15 protein-coding genes are annotated in these 18,227 nt (G+C 52.2%); 5 read left to right on the top strand and 10 right to left on the bottom strand.

Features of this window, described 5'->3' with window-relative positions; all coding sequences use genetic code 11:
• Positions 1 to 20: 20 nt before the first annotated feature.
• From tssH to R2K28_RS10535, 10 genes are all read right to left on the bottom strand, one after another.
• Entirely contained in the window at positions 21 to 2,783 is a 2,763-nt protein-coding gene (gene tssH, locus R2K28_RS10580; RefSeq protein ID WP_316364284.1) for a type VI secretion system ATPase TssH, read from the bottom strand.
• Positions 2,780 to 3,820 carry a type VI secretion system baseplate subunit TssG gene (tssG, locus tag R2K28_RS10575; protein WP_316364283.1) on the bottom strand — a complete coding sequence of 347 codons (1,041 nt, stop codon included), beginning with the start codon at positions 3,818 to 3,820 and terminating at the stop codon, positions 2,780 to 2,782. The genes tssH and tssG overlap by 4 nt, the downstream gene beginning before the upstream one ends.
• On the bottom strand, positions 3,784 to 5,655 hold the full coding sequence (gene tssF / locus R2K28_RS10570; protein WP_316364282.1) for a type VI secretion system baseplate subunit TssF: 1,872 nt from the start codon (positions 5,653 to 5,655) through the stop codon (positions 3,784 to 3,786). The genes tssG and tssF overlap by 37 nt, the downstream gene beginning before the upstream one ends.
• A gap of 4 nt (positions 5,656 to 5,659) precedes the next feature.
• Positions 5,660 to 6,175, bottom strand: a complete 516-nt coding sequence (tssE, locus tag R2K28_RS10565; protein WP_116445325.1) for a type VI secretion system baseplate subunit TssE — start codon at positions 6,173 to 6,175, stop codon at positions 5,660 to 5,662.
• A 67-nt stretch (positions 6,176 to 6,242) separates the two neighbouring features.
• On the bottom strand, positions 6,243 to 7,055 hold the full coding sequence (locus R2K28_RS10560) for a type VI secretion system accessory protein TagJ (RefSeq protein WP_316364281.1): 813 nt from the start codon (positions 7,053 to 7,055) through the stop codon (positions 6,243 to 6,245).
• 281 nt (positions 7,056 to 7,336) lie between these two features.
• Positions 7,337 to 7,825, bottom strand: coding sequence for an Hcp family type VI secretion system effector (locus tag R2K28_RS10555; protein ID WP_316364280.1), 489 nt, complete (start codon positions 7,823 to 7,825; stop codon positions 7,337 to 7,339).
• A 29-nt stretch (positions 7,826 to 7,854) separates the two neighbouring features.
• Positions 7,855 to 9,354, bottom strand: coding sequence for a type VI secretion system contractile sheath large subunit (gene tssC / locus R2K28_RS10550; protein ID WP_316364279.1), 1,500 nt, complete (start codon positions 9,352 to 9,354; stop codon positions 7,855 to 7,857).
• A 3-nt stretch (positions 9,355 to 9,357) separates the two neighbouring features.
• Positions 9,358 to 9,891, bottom strand: coding sequence for a type VI secretion system contractile sheath small subunit (gene tssB, locus R2K28_RS10545; RefSeq protein ID WP_316364278.1), 534 nt, complete (start codon positions 9,889 to 9,891; stop codon positions 9,358 to 9,360).
• 80 nt (positions 9,892 to 9,971) lie between these two features.
• Positions 9,972 to 10,994: a type VI secretion system protein TssA gene (gene tssA / locus R2K28_RS10540; protein ID WP_316364277.1), complete on the bottom strand. Its 1,023-nt coding sequence runs from the start codon at positions 10,992 to 10,994 to the stop codon at positions 9,972 to 9,974.
• Between the two features lie 279 nt (positions 10,995 to 11,273).
• On the bottom strand, positions 11,274 to 12,686 hold the full coding sequence (locus R2K28_RS10535) for a type VI secretion system contractile sheath domain-containing protein (protein ID WP_316364276.1): 1,413 nt from the start codon (positions 12,684 to 12,686) through the stop codon (positions 11,274 to 11,276).
• A gap of 430 nt (positions 12,687 to 13,116) precedes the next feature.
• On the opposite strand from R2K28_RS10535, the gene R2K28_RS10530 reads away from it, so the two are divergent.
• From R2K28_RS10530 to R2K28_RS10510, 5 genes are all read left to right on the top strand, one after another.
• Positions 13,117 to 15,309: a type VI secretion system Vgr family protein gene (locus R2K28_RS10530; protein ID WP_316364275.1), complete on the top strand. Its 2,193-nt coding sequence runs from the start codon at positions 13,117 to 13,119 to the stop codon at positions 15,307 to 15,309.
• 62 nt (positions 15,310 to 15,371) lie between these two features.
• Positions 15,372 to 16,400 (top strand): PAAR domain-containing protein, encoded by a 1,029-nt coding sequence (locus tag R2K28_RS10525; RefSeq protein WP_316364274.1) that lies wholly within the window; start codon positions 15,372 to 15,374, stop codon positions 16,398 to 16,400.
• 80 nt (positions 16,401 to 16,480) lie between these two features.
• Positions 16,481 to 16,993, top strand: a complete 513-nt coding sequence (locus R2K28_RS10520) for a hypothetical protein (RefSeq protein WP_316364273.1) — start codon at positions 16,481 to 16,483, stop codon at positions 16,991 to 16,993.
• Positions 16,994 to 17,019: 26 nt separating this feature from the next.
• On the top strand, positions 17,020 to 17,523 hold the full coding sequence (locus R2K28_RS10515) for a hypothetical protein (RefSeq protein ID WP_316364272.1): 504 nt from the start codon (positions 17,020 to 17,022) through the stop codon (positions 17,521 to 17,523).
• 24 nt (positions 17,524 to 17,547) lie between these two features.
• Positions 17,548 to 18,186 (top strand): hypothetical protein, encoded by a 639-nt coding sequence (locus tag R2K28_RS10510; RefSeq protein WP_316364271.1) that lies wholly within the window; start codon positions 17,548 to 17,550, stop codon positions 18,184 to 18,186.
• The last annotated feature ends 41 nt before the right edge of the window (positions 18,187 to 18,227 follow it).

Raw genomic sequence — 18,227 nt, 5'->3', positions numbered from 1 at the left:
TCTGTCGCTTAACTTCAGGTTCAAGAAAAGTTATAGCTGAATTCATCATTCTCCACACTGATGTGGATTTTTCCAATCGGACGTGTCTCCATCTTTTCGATCAGAATATGTCTGCTGATCTCCGGCAACAGGGTGTTGGTGAGGATGGCATCCACCATTCGGGCGCCGCTCGCCACCTCGGTACAACGGCTGATGATCAGCTTTATAACACTATCGTCATGGCTGAGCGGTATGCCGTGGTTTGCTTGGATTCGGGTTTCGATCCGACCCAATTGCAGACGCACTACCTTGGCCAGGACCTCATCGCTCAGTGGATAGTAGGGAATCACCACCAGCCGGCCGAGCAGCGCTGCGGGAAAGACCTTCATCAGGGGATCGTGCAGTGAGCTGGCGATGGCATCGGGTTCCGGCATCAGTTCGGGATCCTTGCACATGTTGTCGATCATCTCCGTACCCACGTTGGAAGTGAGCAGGATCAGGGTGTTCTTGAAATCGATATGGCGGCCTTCGCCATCCTCCATCCAACCTTTGTCGAATACCTGAAAGAAGATTTCATGGACATCGGGATGGGCCTTCTCCACCTCATCCAGCAGCACCACGCTGTAGGGTTTGCGTCGCACCGCTTCAGTCAATATCCCGCCCTCGCCATAACCGACATAACCGGGAGGTGCGCCTTTCAGGGTGGAGACTGTGTGTGCTTCCTGAAACTCGCTCATGTTGATGGTGATGACATTCTGCTCACCCCCATATAATGATTCTGCCAGGGTTAGCCCGGTCTCGGTCTTGCCCACACCTGAGGGACCGCACAGCATAAACACGCCGATCGGTTTGTTGGGATTGTCCAGGTTGGCGCGTGAGGTCTGAATACGACGCGAGATCATCTGCAGGGCGTGATCCTGACCGATCACCCGTTTTGCCAGGGTATCACTGAGGTTGAGGATGGTTTCGATCTCATTTTTAACCATCCGTCCGACCGGTATTCCAGTCCAGTCACCCACCACCGTGGCGACCGCCTGGGCATCCACACTGGGCAGAATCAGCGGGCGTTCACCCTGGAGTTCGCTCAATTCCGATTTAAGTTCGGTCAGGCGCTGCATCATCTCCTCGGCCGAAGCCTCTGGTACGGATTCTGTCAGCGTATCATCCGCTTGATCGGCAGCTTCCGAATCAGCTTGCAGCTGGTTGTTATCCGTTGCTTCGTCTTCGGTATCGGTAACTTCATCAGTAGCGTTTAATCCCTTGAGTTGCTGTTGTATCTTCAACAGCTCTTCCACCAGTGTCTTTTCAGTCTCCCAGCGCTCGGATAGCTGTGCCAGGCGATTGCGTTCCTGGTCCAGTTTTTCGAGGACAGCGCCTTCCCGCTCCTCGGTATCCATGCCGATGGCCTTCTCCCGGCCGATAATAGCCAGCTCTGTTTCAAAGGCCTCGATGCGGCGTTGACTGTCATCCACCTCGGCGGGGACGGCGGCCTGGCTGATGGCCACCCTGGCACAGGTCGTATCCAGCAGACTGACCGATTTGTCGGGCAGTTGACGGGCAGGGATATAGCGATGAGAGAGTCGGACTGAGGCGTCCAGGGCCTCATCTAGGATCTGGACCTGATGGTGATCTTCCAGGGTCGATGCCACACCGCGCATCATGCGGATCGCCCGTTCTTCGCCCGGTTCATCCACCTGCACCACCTGAAAACGACGGGTTAGGGCCGGATCCTTTTCGATATATTTTTTATATTCCGCCCAGGTTGTGGCTGCCACTGTACGCAGGGTGCCGCGGGCGAGAGCGGGTTTCAGCAGGTTGGCCGCGTCCCCCGTGCCGGCACTGCCACCGGCTCCGATCAGGGTGTGGGCCTCGTCGATGAAGAGGATAATCGGCTTTTCGGAGGATTGAACCTCTTCGATTACCTGTTTGAGACGATTTTCGAACTCGCCCTTCATGCTGGCACCGGCCTGCAACAGGCCCACGTCGAGTACCCGCAGGTTGACATCTTTCAATGAAGGCGGTACGTCACCGCGGGCGATACGCAGGGCGAAGCCCTCTACCACAGCGGTCTTGCCCACACCGGCCTCACCAGTGAGGATTGGATTATTCTGACGCCTGCGCATCAGGATATCGACAATCTGACGAATCTCCTCATCACGCCCGACAATCGGATCGATCTCACCATTTCTGGCCCGTTCGGTCAGGTCTACGGAGAATTGATGCAGCGCCTGCTGCTTGCCCATTTGTGCCGGGGCGATGGCATCGCTGGCCTCGCCAGGCGCAGCGCCGCCACCAACTTGAAAACCGTCATTGGACCTCAGTGCCTGTTCCGGAGAGCCCTCGACCACTTCGTTGAAACGATCAGTGAGGGTATCGGTACTGATCTTGTCGAACTGGTCTGAAATCCGCATCAGGGCGTTGCGTAGACTATTGGTCTTCAGTATCCCAATGATCAGGTAACCGGTGCGTACCTGACTGTCACCAAACATCAGGGTACCGTAGACCCAGCCTCGTTCGGTGGCCTCTTCCACGTGGGATGAGAGGTCGGATATGGATGTTGAACCCCGGGGCAGTGTATCCAGGGTTTCGGTTATGTCTTTCGCCAGGCGGGAGGGATCTAGGTTGAATTGCTTGATGATACGGTGCAGATCTGAGTCCTGCAGTTGCAGTATCTGGTGAAACCAATGAACCAGCTCCACATAGGGATTTCCGCGCATTTTGCAGAATACGGTCGCACTCTCTATGGCCTTGTAGCCAAGGCTGTTCAATTTACCAAACAGTGCGGCACGGTTAATCTCGCTCATGTCTGAAGCCCTCTAAGTTCAAGCGGATGTAGGAACAGTTCGTCACCGTCCCGTCCCAGGGATTCCTCAGCAAGCCAGGTCGTCCAGCCGAGGCGGCTCTCGCCGTTGAGGCTAAGCTGAGGCACCTCTTGCTCTTGCAGGATCAGGTTCAACTCCCAGTCCTGTTCATCCCCGATATAGTTTTTTACGATAGCGATTAGTCGATTGAGACTCTCGCCACCGGGTAACATGCGTTGGTAGTCCGCATATTTGACGGCCCCCATCACAATGCGGAACTTCTGTTGTCCCTGCCAAATCCGATCTCCAATGATGATCGTTGCTCCCAGTGTACTGATATCCGTCGATGCGCCCAAGCGACAGCGACTGTCGTCCGGCAGATCGATCCAGGCGCCGACAAACTCATCGATGCGTACTGGGAGTTGGAAAAAGTCCTGCAGGATTGCCTCCAGACCTTCGGCATTGTGGGTATGGTCTGCGAGTCTTCCGGCATAGTGGAGTTTTGCCAGATCCGGCATCGCATCACGATCACGCAGATGGGGTGCGCCGATACCAAATACAGATCCGAGATAGTTACCGAACCGGTCTTGATCCGGTCGATCGAAACTGACGGTCGGTTGACTGTTCGCCCAAACCCGGTAGAAGAGAGTCAGCAAGCGATGATGGAAATGATCGACAAAAGCAACCTGGGTATTGTCATGTTCGTTATGAACACGATCGTGGACATACTCGGTGAGATGGAGAGGGAGAGGTCCGTTGGGACCGAACAGGCCGAAAAAGTAGACCCCGAGACGGGGTGGCAAACTCCCTTTACCCTGCCGAAAGGAGGAGAGGGTGGAGGGTTGAAACGCCATGGTCGGATCCTGACCGAGTCGAATATTGTCGCGTTTGGCATGCAGCGACTCACCCAGTCGGGACTGTTTCGGAAAAGCACACTCGATGCGCCGCATCGCCTGATAAAAATCAAAGCCATAGGGCGCCTGTTGCAGCCTGTCAAACAGACCTAGAGCGTTTGTCTCAGACCCAGCCTTACCGGCCATCGCATGATCTCTCCGCGTTGCAGGGTGACAATTACCGTCTCCGTGAAGGAGTTGATTGCTGTGTATTTACGAAAAAACTGCTCCATTATCGTACCGAACAGGAAAGCACCACTGCCTTCGAATGCCGCTTCATCCAGGGTCAGGGTAACCTCTATGCCACGACCAAAAGCAATAGGGCCAGGACTGGGCAGGCGCCTGTTGACCGGCTTAGAGGTGATCGAGACGACACCTTCCACCTGTTTTCGCATGGTTGGATCGCTGCTGTCGGCATACAGTTGCAAAAAGTCCTTCAGCACTGCAGTACTCTGCTCCTGATCCTCTCCAGAGAGTGACAGATAGTTGAGCGAGAGATGGTTGATCAGACGCCAGCTGACGCTTCCCTTTGCAGTGGATGGTTTCGGTTTCGTGGGAGAGCCGATACAGCGAATATTGTTCACCGGGGTACTGCTATCGAGGGTGAAACTCGATTCACCCTGACCCAGCGGAAGATGCATTGATAGATCACGGTTGGTACAGAGCGTCGTCACTGAAAGCTGGCGTAGATCACTTTGAAACGGCGCTTCATCCCCATCCACGATGGAGACAAAGACTTCGCTGCCCACATAGCTTGAACGGGCACCTTCACGTTGCTGTTTAGAGGAGAGCAGTCTCGGCATCCTGTGAATCGCATAATAGGCTCGAGGTTGATCGGTTGAGATGAAGTCATTACTGGCGTAGAAGGGATAGAAGGTCTGGCTCTGCTCGTTGTTACTGCCAAATCCCTTGATCTCAGTGATTTCATAAACCTCATAGTCCATGGGACGTGTCCGGTCCGGCAGAATGTGGTACTCCGCATCACTGTCGGTAAGATGGATACGGTCAGCCCGCTTCTGAAACAGGTTGATGCAGGGTGTACAGTTGAGCAGGAAATTCGACTCGTTCAGACTGTCCTCGAGGGCGGGATCACTCTCATCGAGCAGGATAAAGAGATCCAGTGTATTTCCCTCGCAACTGCTGATGACGCGCTGTAGATCAAACAGTTCGACGAACATGAAGCGCTCGGGAAGGGAATAGTATTCAGCCAGGAATCGATATCCCTGAAAGGATCGGGGACCGTATGGCAACAGGGATTCATCCTCTGCAAAACCCATGATGCGTACTGGCCGGGGTTGTATCGTTGTGCTGTGATCGTCTGAATCAGGATTTTTTCCGGCGATCCGCACAGTGTGGCCAGCCAGTGCCTCAAACGCACGCATGCCGGTTTCCCCACCAGTTAAAAGCAGTGGCAGCCTTTCAACATCGAGCTTGTTGAACGGAATCTCGCCGGTGGTGTTAAGCCTTACGCGTATGGCTGATTTGGCACTATCCTGCCGGCCGATACCCGCCAGGTTGATTGCGGCCGGGGATGGGAGGTAATCCACGCTTTGAATTTCTATCGGCCATAATGTGACATCTTGCGCGGTTCGATAGATACAGGCAGTGTGGCTCCCTTTGCCAAGGCGGCTGCGCAGGATCGAGTGGCGAGGTAACAGGAAGCCGTCTCCCAGGGAGGGCTCAAGCATGTCGGCCTGGAACTGTACCACCATCATCGAAGGAGTAGGGCAGAGATAGTGAGGAAAGACCCGCTCCATCAGATGTTGGGTAAAGCGCGGAAACTCCTCGTCGATCTTGAGTTGGATTCTGGCAGCGAGAAAACTGAAACCTTCAAGCAAACGCTCCACATAGGGATCGGCACATTCGAATTCATCGAGTGAAAGGCGGCTCGCAATCTTGGGATAGGATTTCGCAAATTCCGCGCCCATTTCCCGCATGAACTGCAATTCACGGTTGTAATACTTGAGTAACCTTGGGTCCATCGGATTACTCCATACCTGAGCTGAAGGCATCGGCCAGGGTCACGCCACCTTCCTCGAGGTCGATCTGGGTTTTGATCAGCAGATGAGAAGGTGTCGGTACCGCCCAAAGCTGACCCTCTATTTCAAACATCAAGCGGTTATGGCTCTCTTTGCCACTGTCTCTGATAGAGCGGACCCTGACGGTTTGCGGGATTATGCGTGGCTCATAATCCTGGACCGCCTGACGTACCAATCGTTCTAGCCGTCCAAGATCCATCCCCGTGACCAGATGTCCTGAGAGTTCCGTAAGCCCGTAGTTGAGCACTGAATGCTCTACCTCAGGGTAGGGATCAAGATCTTCTGTGGTCGAGAGATTGGTTGTGTTCAACAACCAGGCTAAATCACGCATCACCATTTGCCGCAGGCGTCGCATGGAGATAACCCGCTTATCCTGTGATTCACGCGTCTTGCCTGGCTCATCATCGGTCAGCCGATCCAGCAGGGACGGTTGTAGCTGATTTTGCTGTTTAGCGGTTTTCAACCTGGATACCCCGGATAACCGCCATCTGCTTGGAATGCTTGATATGCATATGATTGATTAGCTATGACTAGTCTGCATCACTGTCTGCTGAGGTGTTGAAATCAATCTGACGGGTACCCAACAGGGGGTACTCCTGCAGATCGGTCGCAAACATTTTTTGTCCAAGCCCGGTATAGAGTCCTTGGTAGGGTTCCTGCCACTCGGTTTTCCTGGAAAGCTTCAGCATCGAATCGCTCTCCTCCTCAGTGGCCGGGTAGCGTGCAGGGATCAGCGCAACACTCTGGCCCTCGTTCTCAAATGTCAAATGGGCAGGTGCCCACACCATATCTCTCAAATCCTCCGGGGCATCGAGGGTAACCTGCTTCAGACGTTGCATCGGAATCCAATAGTAGCGGCCATTGATGATCGCCTCCATCATCGGTCCAATGCGATTGTCGGCGTCAGAAATCCATTCAAAAGGTTGCTCATCGATAGTTCCGGCACTACCTGGTGCTAATTCAAAAGCCTGATTACGCAGTGTCTCGGATTGGGTGTATTCCCCAGCCCCGGCATGTTTCAGCGCTTCGATGAGAAAAGCTGTCCATTCAGGAGGATCACCGAAGATCAAGGGGGACTTCTCGCCTTTGAACACCTCTTTGCGAAACAGCTCGCAATGAATGGCCTCCCGATAGGTCTGGGCCATTGGCAGATTGAGCGAATCCATGTCGCCGGCCACGTCCAATTGACTCAATGCGCGTTCCCATGCGCCTATTACACAGAGTAATTGAAAGAGAAAGACCCGCAATTTTACATTCGATGGCTCTTTACGGATTGCCTGCTGCAGTGCCTGGAGGGCTTGGTCTAATTGACCTTGTTGTAAGAGTTCTTCTGCATCCATCATGGTGACCTTATATGCTCTCTGATCAGTATTGCTGGTTGTTGTTCCAGGGCCTGTTAACACTAATCCAATGCACACTGCTGGGCGAAAAAACAGCCCCAGCCCTTCAGGCACAACAGAGTGCATTGGATTAGTGTTAACAGGCCCTAGGATGGTGTGTTTGCTCCTGTAGCACAAATCCAAACCTAAAATGTGGCTTGGCTCAATACACACAAACACTCCCCTTGGGGAGTGATGGTGTCCTGTAATGAGTTAAAAATGAAGTCGACCTGTTACGAAGCACATTACTCCTGCTTATTGGTCTCGAGATTCCAGGTCCTGTCTGTGGCCGCACCAGGTTTGCCGGTATGATCGATTGGGGTGTACTCCCATTTGATCTTGCCGTAGGCGAACTCCACAGTCTCCACGGGTTTGCTTTCATCGCCGGCGCTACCACCGGGTATAACCGAGTTGACGATGACATCTTCCATGGTGTATTTCATGAAGGTGTGTTTGTCACCTGATGCCAGGCAGAGTTCGACTTCCACTTTTGGAATGTGCTCGCCTTTGGCACACTTGATATTGAGGTCAGGGGTACCGTTGTCTACCGTCTTCACAGCCATGAAAGGTGAGAAGTCGGCACGACCACCGGTTCGACCGCCGGTGCCGCTTGCCCCGGACACGGGTTGGGAAACCCCGTGACTGTAACTCAATAACTCGATCCATTTTGAATGGGCATCATCGGTGCTTTCACCATCAATCCCATCAATTTTCATAAACATATCAACTGCCATAATAATCTCCTGTTAGTGGTTTCGCGGTATTAGGCTGTCTTCTCGGAAGGTAGCTTGGATACCAGTCGTAGAGAAACCGTCAATCCTTCCAGCTGGTAATGCGGTCGCAGGAAAAACTTTGACGTATAGTAACCTGGGTTGCCTTCGACTTCGGAGACGACCACTTCGGCTGCTGCCAGTGGTTTACGTGCCTTGTCTTCTTCTGAGGCTGTTGAAGGATTGGGTTCAACATAATTCTGAATCCATTTGTTGAGCCACTTCTCCATGTCGTCACGCTCTTTGAAGGAGCCGATCTTATCGCGCACGATACACTTTAGATAGTGAGCGAATCGACAGCTGGCAAAGAGGTAGGGAAGGCGTGCCGCAAGATTGGCATTTGCGGTTGCGTCCGGGTCGTCATATTCAGATGGCTTTTGCAGCGACTGGGCACCGATAAAGGCGGCAAAGTCCGAATTTTTACGGTGCAGTAAAGGCATAAATCCATTTTTCGCCAACTCTGCTTCACGGCGATCTGAAATGGCGATCTCGGTTGGGCATTTCATATCCACACCGCCATCGTCGGTAGGGAAGGTATGGGTTGGAAGACTCTCCACCGCACCGCCCGATTCAACCCCGCGGATGCGTGTCGTCCATCCATACATTTTAAACGCCCGGTTGATGTTTACTGCCATTGCATAGGCAGAGTTTGACCAGGTGTATTTGTTATGTTGCGCACCCTCCGTATCCTCTTCGAAATCGAACTCCTCAACCGGGTCTGTCTTGGCGCCATAGGGAAGGCGTGACAGAAAACGCGGCATGGCCAGGCCGACGTAACGGGAGTCTTCTGATTCTCTGAGAGAGCGCCAGGAGGCGTATTCCGGGGTCTGGAAGATCTTGGTCAGATCCCGTGGATTTGCCAGCTCCTGCCAGGAGTCCATCTGCATCACGGTCGGTGCCGCGCCAGCAATGAAGGGAGCATGGGCCGATGCCGCCACCTTGGACATGTTAGTCAGTAGTTCCACATCGGGTGGCGTGTTGTCGAAATGGTAATCGCCAACAAGGCAACCGTAGGGTTCGCCACCGAACTGACCATACTCCTCCTCATAGACCTTTTTGAAGATCGGGCTCTGATCCCAGGCAGTACCCTTGAATTTCTTCAGGGTCTTGCCGAGCTCCTGTTTGGAGATATCCATCACCCTGACCTTCAGCATCTCGTCGGTTTCGGTATTGTTCACCAGATAGTGAAGTCCGCGCCAGGTGCCTTCCAGCTTTTGAAACTCCTCATGGTGCAGTATCAGGTTGACTTGTTCGGTAAGTTTTCTGTCGATCTCGGCAATGATGCCCTCTATGGTTTCGACAGCATCGTCGGACACGATACTGGTCTCTTTCAGTACCTGCTCAGCCAACGTCTGCACAGCGCTGGTAACCGCTTCCTTGGTTCGTTCGGTCTTGGGTTTGAACTCCTGTTGAAGCAGTGCTGAAAACTCGTCGGGTACTACACCGAGTGTCGATTCTTTGCCTTCGGCCTGTTGGGTATCTGTTTCAGCCATGCTTTACTCCTCTGCTGAGGACGAATCCTCAGATGATGCTTCGTCAGAATTGGGGGATGAGGCGAGGGTTTGGAGTAGTGTCGGGTCTTTCAAAGCCTTGGCAATCAGCTCCTCCGCCCCTGATTTACCATCCATATAAGTCAACAGGTTGGCCAATTGGGTACGGGCATCGAGCAGCTGTCGCAAAGCCCCGACCTTTTGCGCGACTGCCGCCGGTGAAAAGTCATCCATACTCTCAAAGGTGATATCCACATTGATATTACCTTCACCTGTCAGTGTGTTGGGTACTCTGAAGGCTGTTCGTGGTTTCATGGCCTTGAGACGTTCATCGAAATTATCGACATCGATCTCCAGCATCTTACGCTCGGCCACCGGGGCTAATGCCTCTTGCGGCTTACCTGAAAGATCCGCCATCACTCCCATGATGAAAGGTAGCTGGATCATCTTTTCAGCCCCGTAGAGTTCCACGTCGTACTCAATCTGGACCCTGGGTGCCCGGTTACGGGCTACGAACTTTTGGCTACTCTCTTTTGCCACGATCTACCTCTCTATTATCTCTAGTACCTAATCGGTATGTTGCCACTAAAAACGGATTCCGGCCGGGTGATTCCTTTGCCCTATCTATCCTCTTCCTTCCACAAAAAATCAAATTGAGACATACCATTTGGCGCCAAGTCCTGGACGATCTCATAAAAGTCCATCTTCACCAGCCGCTTTGCACGATCAAGTAGCAACGGGATTGGGCTGGATGGTTCATTTTTGCGGTAATATTGGTTGATCCTCTCCAAGGCGCTAATGACATCGTCACGGCTGTTGATGACTCCAGGAGAGGAAGCCTTCTGCTGTGTTGAAGCATCACCCGTATCCTGGTCCATTGCCTCGTCCCCGGTGTCAACACCGGCGCGGGTTGCCACCTCTTTTTGCAGCAGTTTCAATAACTCTGCCAAGGATTGAAGGTCGGGTGCCTGATCAAGACCTACCCGCTCATTGAGCTGACGCTCTATCGTATTCACCCACTCGATGGCATGCCCGATATGGGATAGGGTCTGTTGTGTCTGTTCGGCTGGGCACTCGCGAAAAGCGGCGTCGACTTGATCCAGTGCAATCTCCGGGTTTTCCCCGTCTGCCGGCTGCAGACTGCCTGAAGCGATTTGAATATCCCGGTAACTGTAAGTGCCCATTATGGTGGATGAAACCAGAGGGGCCTTGTTGACGGCGCCAAGGGCTTGGATCGGATCACACAGATTGATCAAGGTGTTGATCCTGATAGTGGGATCATTGTTGTCATCAGGATCGAGTTGAGGGTGCAGGCTATCCCAATACTGTTCAATATAGCCTTTGATGAGTTCGAGACCATCGGACAGACCGGCCAAGCCATCGGTATGGATTAATGCGAGTGTGAGGTGGATGGCTGCCCGCAGGTCCTTGCTCTGCTCCAGTACCTGTAGGGCTTTGGCTTTCAGTTCACGCCAGTCCGGGTCTTCAGCCGGAACGATTGTGTCTCCAAACTCCTGCTCTTCTTTACCCTCTGCTGCCCGTTCCATCTCACTGAATAGAGGGTCGTATTCTAAATCGGACCCTGCTGGGGCCTCATCTGAGACCGCGGTGAGAAGTTTTTCTAGGTCAATGGTAGCCGTCAATCCTGCGTCCCCCATGAAAGAGCATTAAAATGAGCTATTCGATTCTGCTTGATTTAACTGTTCTGTTTCTCTCTATCCAATGTCGATTTTGCATATCCCTTTTTATACCTAGGTTTAGCACAAAACCGTTGTAGTTGATACTAGAACAAATGCATATAAGTGGAAGTTAAATATTACCATTTTGGTCAATTACGTAACTTTTTAACACCCAATTCATGGCCGACTACGATCCTGGTTACTATTCAAATAATGGTGCAGATGTTCCCTATGCATAAACTGTCACGCGTTGCTGGACTGGCCCAGGCGTTGGAACCAAGGCAGCTGAATGGCGTTCCTGTTCCGGCTGCCGATGACCGGGATGATTCCAAGAGCGAGTAATTGGTTTATCTGTTGCTCATGCAATATGCGTTTAGTGCAGGGCTGAAGATGGTGTTCTCCTTCTCTTGGGTAAGAATAGGCAGGCAGATCAGTCAATATCGGTACCTGCTCCCGGTCACCCTGAACCGTCCACTGCCTGATCAACAATATTGCCAGTGCGTATGCGGGATTACCCCACAACAGATCTTCAATTGACCATTTTTCATCCAGCTCTTCGAATGCTTGAGATTGAATGGGATCGGTAGCTGAACCGTAAGGTAGCCTGAGCAACACCTGAGGATAGAGCAATGCTACGTTTGTTGCTGAGGGTTGTTTCCTGAAGTTCTGCCACTCATTGTAGAGCTCCCCGGTCCCGTTCTGATCATTCAGGAAACTCGAATTGGACCCGGCCAGCAGGGTGCCCGCAAATCCACCTGCCAAAGATCCCAACCAATTGAGCATTGCCACACTTTCCTGATCAGGCCCATATTCGTGATTATCTATAAGTATAAAACTGGATTCTAATAAATCATTGCGTTCGAAAGCATATCTTAGCCTGTGATAGAGGGCGGAGGATTTTGCGTCAACATGACTTGAACACTCCTGCTCCAACTCGGTGCGTGAGATATTCAATAGGTAGCAACGTATTGCCGGATCGGGCTCAATATTGTGCATGAGCCAATCCACAGAACGCCAGCCCGCTTCCAGCTTTTGGAAGGCATCATGGTGCAGCAGGCTTCTTAATAATATGGTTTTGTCTGTATCAGACCGCTTGGCAGCTGCTTGCGCATCAGCTGCCATAGGCAGATCCGGATCTGCAGCATTTTCAGCAAGTCGACGAACCACATCCGTAATCATCGATTGTTTCGCATCGGACAACGACGGGCCTGCTCCCCGGCGCTGTTCCGCAGACAGGGGGCGCGCTCCAAGCAAGCGCGACAGTGTCTCCTGTTGCGATTCAATCTCTTCTGATTTCGCATCAAAGGCCGGTACTTCATCTGTGCATTCATTAGAAATTTGATGATCAGCTAATTGCTCAAGCAGGCCATCCGGATGAAAATCATCGAGGGATTTGAAAGTAAGGGTTATGGATGGGATTGATTCATCATCCAGTGCGAATGATATCGAAGGTTGCAACTTTGTGATCAGTTCGTCGATTGTCTCGATTTCGATACTATGCAGTGAAAGGCTGGTTTCAGTGACTGGATTACCAGTACCGGTGCCTCCGCCAAAGGCCCCGAGTAAGACAATGGTATAGCCATTGGCAGGTTTCCTTGGGTGCTTCAAATCTTCCTTTCTACCGAGATCGACCGAGAAGTGCATTCGCTCCGACATGTATTTATCTCATCCTTATTATATACAATTAGTAACGGAACTATGTCACTCAACAAACCACAAGCGTAGCAGGTTGCAGCAACTGTTCAATGATTCCATGTGGTCTATCTTTAAGTATATGTCCATATTTTCATATTGTAACTGGTCAACAGAATCCTGGGCGATCATTTTTTACCCATTTGGATGAATGATAGGCTCGCTTAGGTGTAGAGTAAGATGACAGGTGGAATGGTTATTGTGCAGTGCATTGTAAATAGTGCCACACAGTGAGTGTGCAAAACTACCTACACGATAGCATTGACCGAAGCTATTCTGATACACATACTCTAATATAAAGCATGCTTATATATCATCTCACCATCTAGAGAACGTTTAGGCATGGGTTACAAAAAAAATATTCAATGCTTATTTAGACGCGCAGGAGTCTTGGATGGCTTTCACACAAAGTAACCGACAGCTACAGATCAAAACCCCACTGGGCCCTGATGAGCTCTTGATCCTCAAGCTGGAGGGGAGGGAGGAGTTGGGTCGGTTGTACGAATTTACCATTGACCTGCTGAGTGACAATGAGTCGGTAGCCCATGACGATCTGTTGGGCAAGAAGATGACGGTCGAGATGGATATGGTGAATACCACCAAGCGCTATTTCGATGGTTATGTGAGTCAGTTCACACAGGTTGGGCACATGGCCTATTTTGCCCATTATCGGGTCACGTTGCGGCCCTGGTTGTGGCTGCTGACCCAGACCTCGGACTGCCGCATCTTTCAGGCCATGACGGTACCAGACATCATCAAGGAGGTGTTTCGTGACAATGGTTTCAGTGATTTTGAGGATCACCTGACCGGCTCCTATCGGGAGTGGGAGTATTGTGTTCAGTACCGGGAGACCGATTTTAATTTTGTCAGCCGATTGCTGGAGCAGGAGGGCATCTACTATTTCTTCAAGCATGAGGCAGGCAAGCACACACTGATATTGTGTGATGATTACAGCTCTCACAGTGTGTTGGAGGCCTATTCGGATATTCCCTATTTGCCGCCCGCAGAGACCGGTTCCAGCCGTTTTCAGGATTATATTCATAGCTGGAAATTCACCAAAGCGGTACGGCCGGGCAAATATGCGCACACTGATTACGACTTCAAGAAACCGAAATCCGATCTTTCTACGAATGCGCTGATGCCGAGAAGTCATCCCTATTCGGACTATGAGATCTACGACTATCCGGGTGAGTACGAAGTGCCGCCGGATGGCGAGGGCTACGCCAGGCATCGGATACAGGAGCTGCAGGGGGGGCATGAGGTTCTGGAAGGGAAGGGGAATGCGCGCGGCATAACGACGGGCGGTCTGTTCACCATGACCGAGCATCCACGGGGGGATCAGAATCGGGAATATCTGGTCACCGGTGCGTATTATGCGCTTCAGGCTGATGCCTTCGAGTCGGTGCCAGAGATAGCCGAGGGGCCGTTATATGCGTGTGAGTTCAGTTGTATGGACACCAAAGAGGGATTTCGTCCAGCACGGATCACGCCGAAGCCGATGGTGCAGGGGCCACAGACAGCGGTGGTGGTCGGTCAGGCGGGAGAGGAGATCTACACCGACGAGTATGGGCGCGTGAAGCTGCAGTTTCATTGGGACCGTTATGGCAGCAGGGATGAAAACAGTTCCTGCTGGGTGCGGGTGGCGCAGGTATGGGCGGGCAAGAACTGGGGGGCCATGCATATACCACGCATTGGTCAGGAGGTGATTGTCGATTTTCTCGAGGGCGATCCCGACCGGCCGATCGTCACTGGGCGGGTCTATAACGCTGATCAGATGCCACCCTATGGACTGCCTTCCAATATGACCCAGAGTGGGATCAAGAGTCGCAGTACGAAGGGTGGTTCAGGGGATAATTTCAACGAAATCCGGTTTGAGGACAAAAAGGGATCCGAAGAGCTCTATATCCATGCCGAGAAAAACCACAAAAACATCACCGAGAGCAGCCGCACCGAACAGGTTGGTTACAATCGCTCGCTTAGCGTCGGTCACGACAAGACAGAGACGGTGAATAACGACAAGACCATAACCATCGCTAAAAATCATACCGAAACCATCGGTTTGAATATGTCCCACACGGTGGGTGTCGACCAGACAGAAACAATCGGTTCGAATAAATCGGAAACCGTCGGCATCAATAGCGCGGAAACAGTGGGTGTCGCAAAGGAGCTCACAATCGGTGGCCTGTATCAGGTCTCGGTCGGTGGTGCGATGAATGAGACGGTGGCGGGCGCAAAGGCAGAAGAGGTTGGTGGCGTCAAATTGGAGACCGTGGGCGGTGACAGGAAGACCAGTGTTGGTGGCGATTATGGAGCATCTGTCAGTGGCGAGCTGTCAGAAGAAGTGGATGGTGAGAAGAAATCCGCGATCAAAGGGGATTACAGCATCGACACCCAGGGTGAGTATAAATTAGAGGCCGCAACTAAGATTGAGTTGAAGACCGGTGCCGCAGCCATCAGCATGGAGCCGAGCGGTAAGATCGAGGTTTCCGGGACGGATGTGACCTTCAAAACCGCTGCAGGCAAGGTACATATCGATGCCGGGGGTATCATCACGATCAAGGGCACCATGGTCAAAATCAATACATGAACAAATTCATAAAGAGCATAGATGCATGGATATTGGTGTATTGTTAACGAGGGGAGCTCAACATGAGTGGTAAACCTGCCGCCCGGGTAGGCGATATGATCTTCTGTAGTTTACCTCAAGTAATTCCTGCCGTACCGCCGGTCCCTCACGCTCCACCGCCAGGGCTTCCCATCATACCGCCGGGAGCGCTCACTGTATTGATCGGTGGTAAGCCAGCAGCGCGGATGGGTGACATGAGTCTCTGCGTAACACCAGTACCCGTACCAAATCCTATCGTGCGCGGCGCCTTTCCCGTGCCTATCATGAATATGCCGGCCGCGAGGATGACTGATTCAGGCACCCATCCCGGCTCGGTGATCATGCCTCCTTGCTGCCCAACGGTACTGATCGGTCTCTCCGGCGTCACCGGCAATCCCCGCTTGGGCAATCAGGCCTGTCAAAGCATGGCGGCGGGAAGAAGTCCACCCCCAGGGTCCACCGATTCAGGTGGAAACCCTATTGCTTCCAATACCCCAGGGCAAAGCTATAACAATTGTGGTATTGAATCCTCGAGGCAGATCGTACAACAGGCTACTGGTGCAAACCCAGGTCAAGAGGCCATGATGAATACTGCCATTGCCAATAGCAATGCATCCCAAGCAGCCATCGGCAGTGCTGGAAGCGGTGGTACTGTGACGGCAGCAAATCAGGCCTGGTACAGCGGCGGCACCACGTCGGGGCAGCAGGCCTCGATACTTACCAACAACGGAGTGCCATCGAGCAGAGTGGCTCCCACTTCAACCGGTCTCCAACTCAGCCAGCTCGAGACTGCGCTTTCACAGGGAAGGGGGGTTATCGCCAACGGTGATGTATCGGGCCTTCCCGGCTGGGGGACGCAGACAGGTGCTCATGCTGTAACAGTTACAGGTTATGAATACGATGACGCTGGCAATATCACCCACGTCATCTATAACGATACCGGCATTGGTGCTTGCAATCAGCGGGCAACGGCCGCCCAGTTTCAAAATTTTCTCACTACGGGTGCGAATAATTCCATTGCAAATGGATTTGCACCCTCAGGTGCGGCTGTTACCAATAATCCGATTTGGTAGCAATTATGGATAAGAGGGTCTTCTGTTATGCCAAGCTACTTTGTTTGTTGTTATGCATTGATACAACAGGTGTTTATGCCATGTCCATGAAAGATGCGGTCCAGCAGATCGGACAGCACGCGAATATGATGCCGGTAGAACGCGGTATCACATTGCCGTTGGTGAAGATCGAGAATAACCGGATTATCGTACGGCGACTCATCTACTTTACACGTACGACCCCGGAGTATGGAACCGCGATTACAGAGCCTCAATACGTTGCAAGCTATGATCTTTCCAGTAACTCGTTCCTTACCATCAAGAAATTCGAAATGGATGTGCCAAACCTGAAGCCGCCGCCATGGATTCACAACAGGCCGGCGTTTGAGAAGCCTGAGGATATTATTCCCGAATTTGAACGCATATGGACCCTGTATGACATCCTGATTCCAGCATTTGTCAAAGGGGATGCTGCTGTCAGTATGGAAATCAAGCAGGCAGCCAAGCAGTATGTCCACTATTTCGACCGGCATGCCGAAAAGCCGTTGTCGCCCTATTACGATATGCTTGGCGGTGATTTTTTACGCTGGGTCGGGCATGTCGCCAATTCCTAGAGGTAGATTGTAAAGGTATCCATCCTATGTCTGATCAACTATCCACTTCGGTCGTCACTGCATCGGCAAGAAACCTCATCGCCCCGTCACTTCAGTTTGCCAACTATATGAGTTTGCCAATCCCGGTAGTTGGTGAAAACAGACTGTTTATTGCCTTTCTGGTGGGCAGAGGTGAAGCGGTGAATCCGGAGCTGGGATACCAGATATGGCCTCCCAGCCTGTTGGCTCTATTCGATGCGGAGAATGGGCAGTTGCATGAGTTGAGAGCTGTAACGCCCAAGTATTTTTCGGTCGATCAGTCGGCGGAGCAAGCAATGGGTAAAGGATTATCGCCACCGGAAAAAAACAGCATGGAATATTTGCAGAACGAACTCCATCTTTTTCAATGCGCTGATAATGTGCTAACCGCGATACGTACCAAACAGGCGCATCAAAGTGATCTCAAACAGTTCGACGACTATTACAGAGCCCTTACCGAAGAGGCCTTGTTACCCTACTATCAGAGATTGTGCCTGGCGAAGGTAGAGTAACAGGACAAGATCTACGAGGCGATTATGTGTGAAAACCCATCTCCTGCCCAAAGCAACCGTCCAGCACCTGCGGCCCCATCCCAGGATGTCGCCCATGCGGGTTTCAGGGCCGCCCAACCACAGGGTGCAGCAGCAGCGCCCGGGCAACCGGGTCCCACACTGACCGGTTGGCCCAGACAGTTGGCATGGAGTGATTTCAGAGACATCCAAAGTCGTCCCAGAGGTGAGTCCGAGGATGCCCGAATCTCTATGGGATTTAGGCCCGGCAGGGTCAGGGTTGTAGAAGAGGAATCAGAACACAGGTTGGGTGAGATGGAGTTCGCGATGGTTTTAAATCCCGCAGGGTCATGGGTCGTCGCCACCTCGAAAACCGCAGAGCTCCTTGCCCACGAACAGGGTCATTTCGATATTGTCGGTCTCTGCTATCGGGATCTTACAGTGGAGGCCAGGACAATACGGGGAAGTTCACGAAACAGACTGCTATTGGAAATGCGTCGGATCATGCGCGAGCATGATCAGCGCGCAGAGAGCTTAACCAGGGAATACGAGACTCAAACTGAACATGGTCGCAACCAAGCGAATCAGCAAGCATGGCAGCGCCAAATGGCGACAAGTCGTCAAAGTGGGTTACCTTTGACAGCACCACCGGTAGCTGCGGAGTAAATTTTGGTTCGCGGTCTGTTCCCAGGACAGTCGAATACTGG

Origin of the sequence: Candidatus Thiodiazotropha sp. CDECU1 (assembly GCF_963455295.1) — a bacterium.
Lineage (GTDB): Bacteria > Pseudomonadota > Gammaproteobacteria > Chromatiales > Chromatiaceae > Thiodiazotropha.
This window is presented reverse-complemented; position numbering and strand designations above follow the sequence as displayed.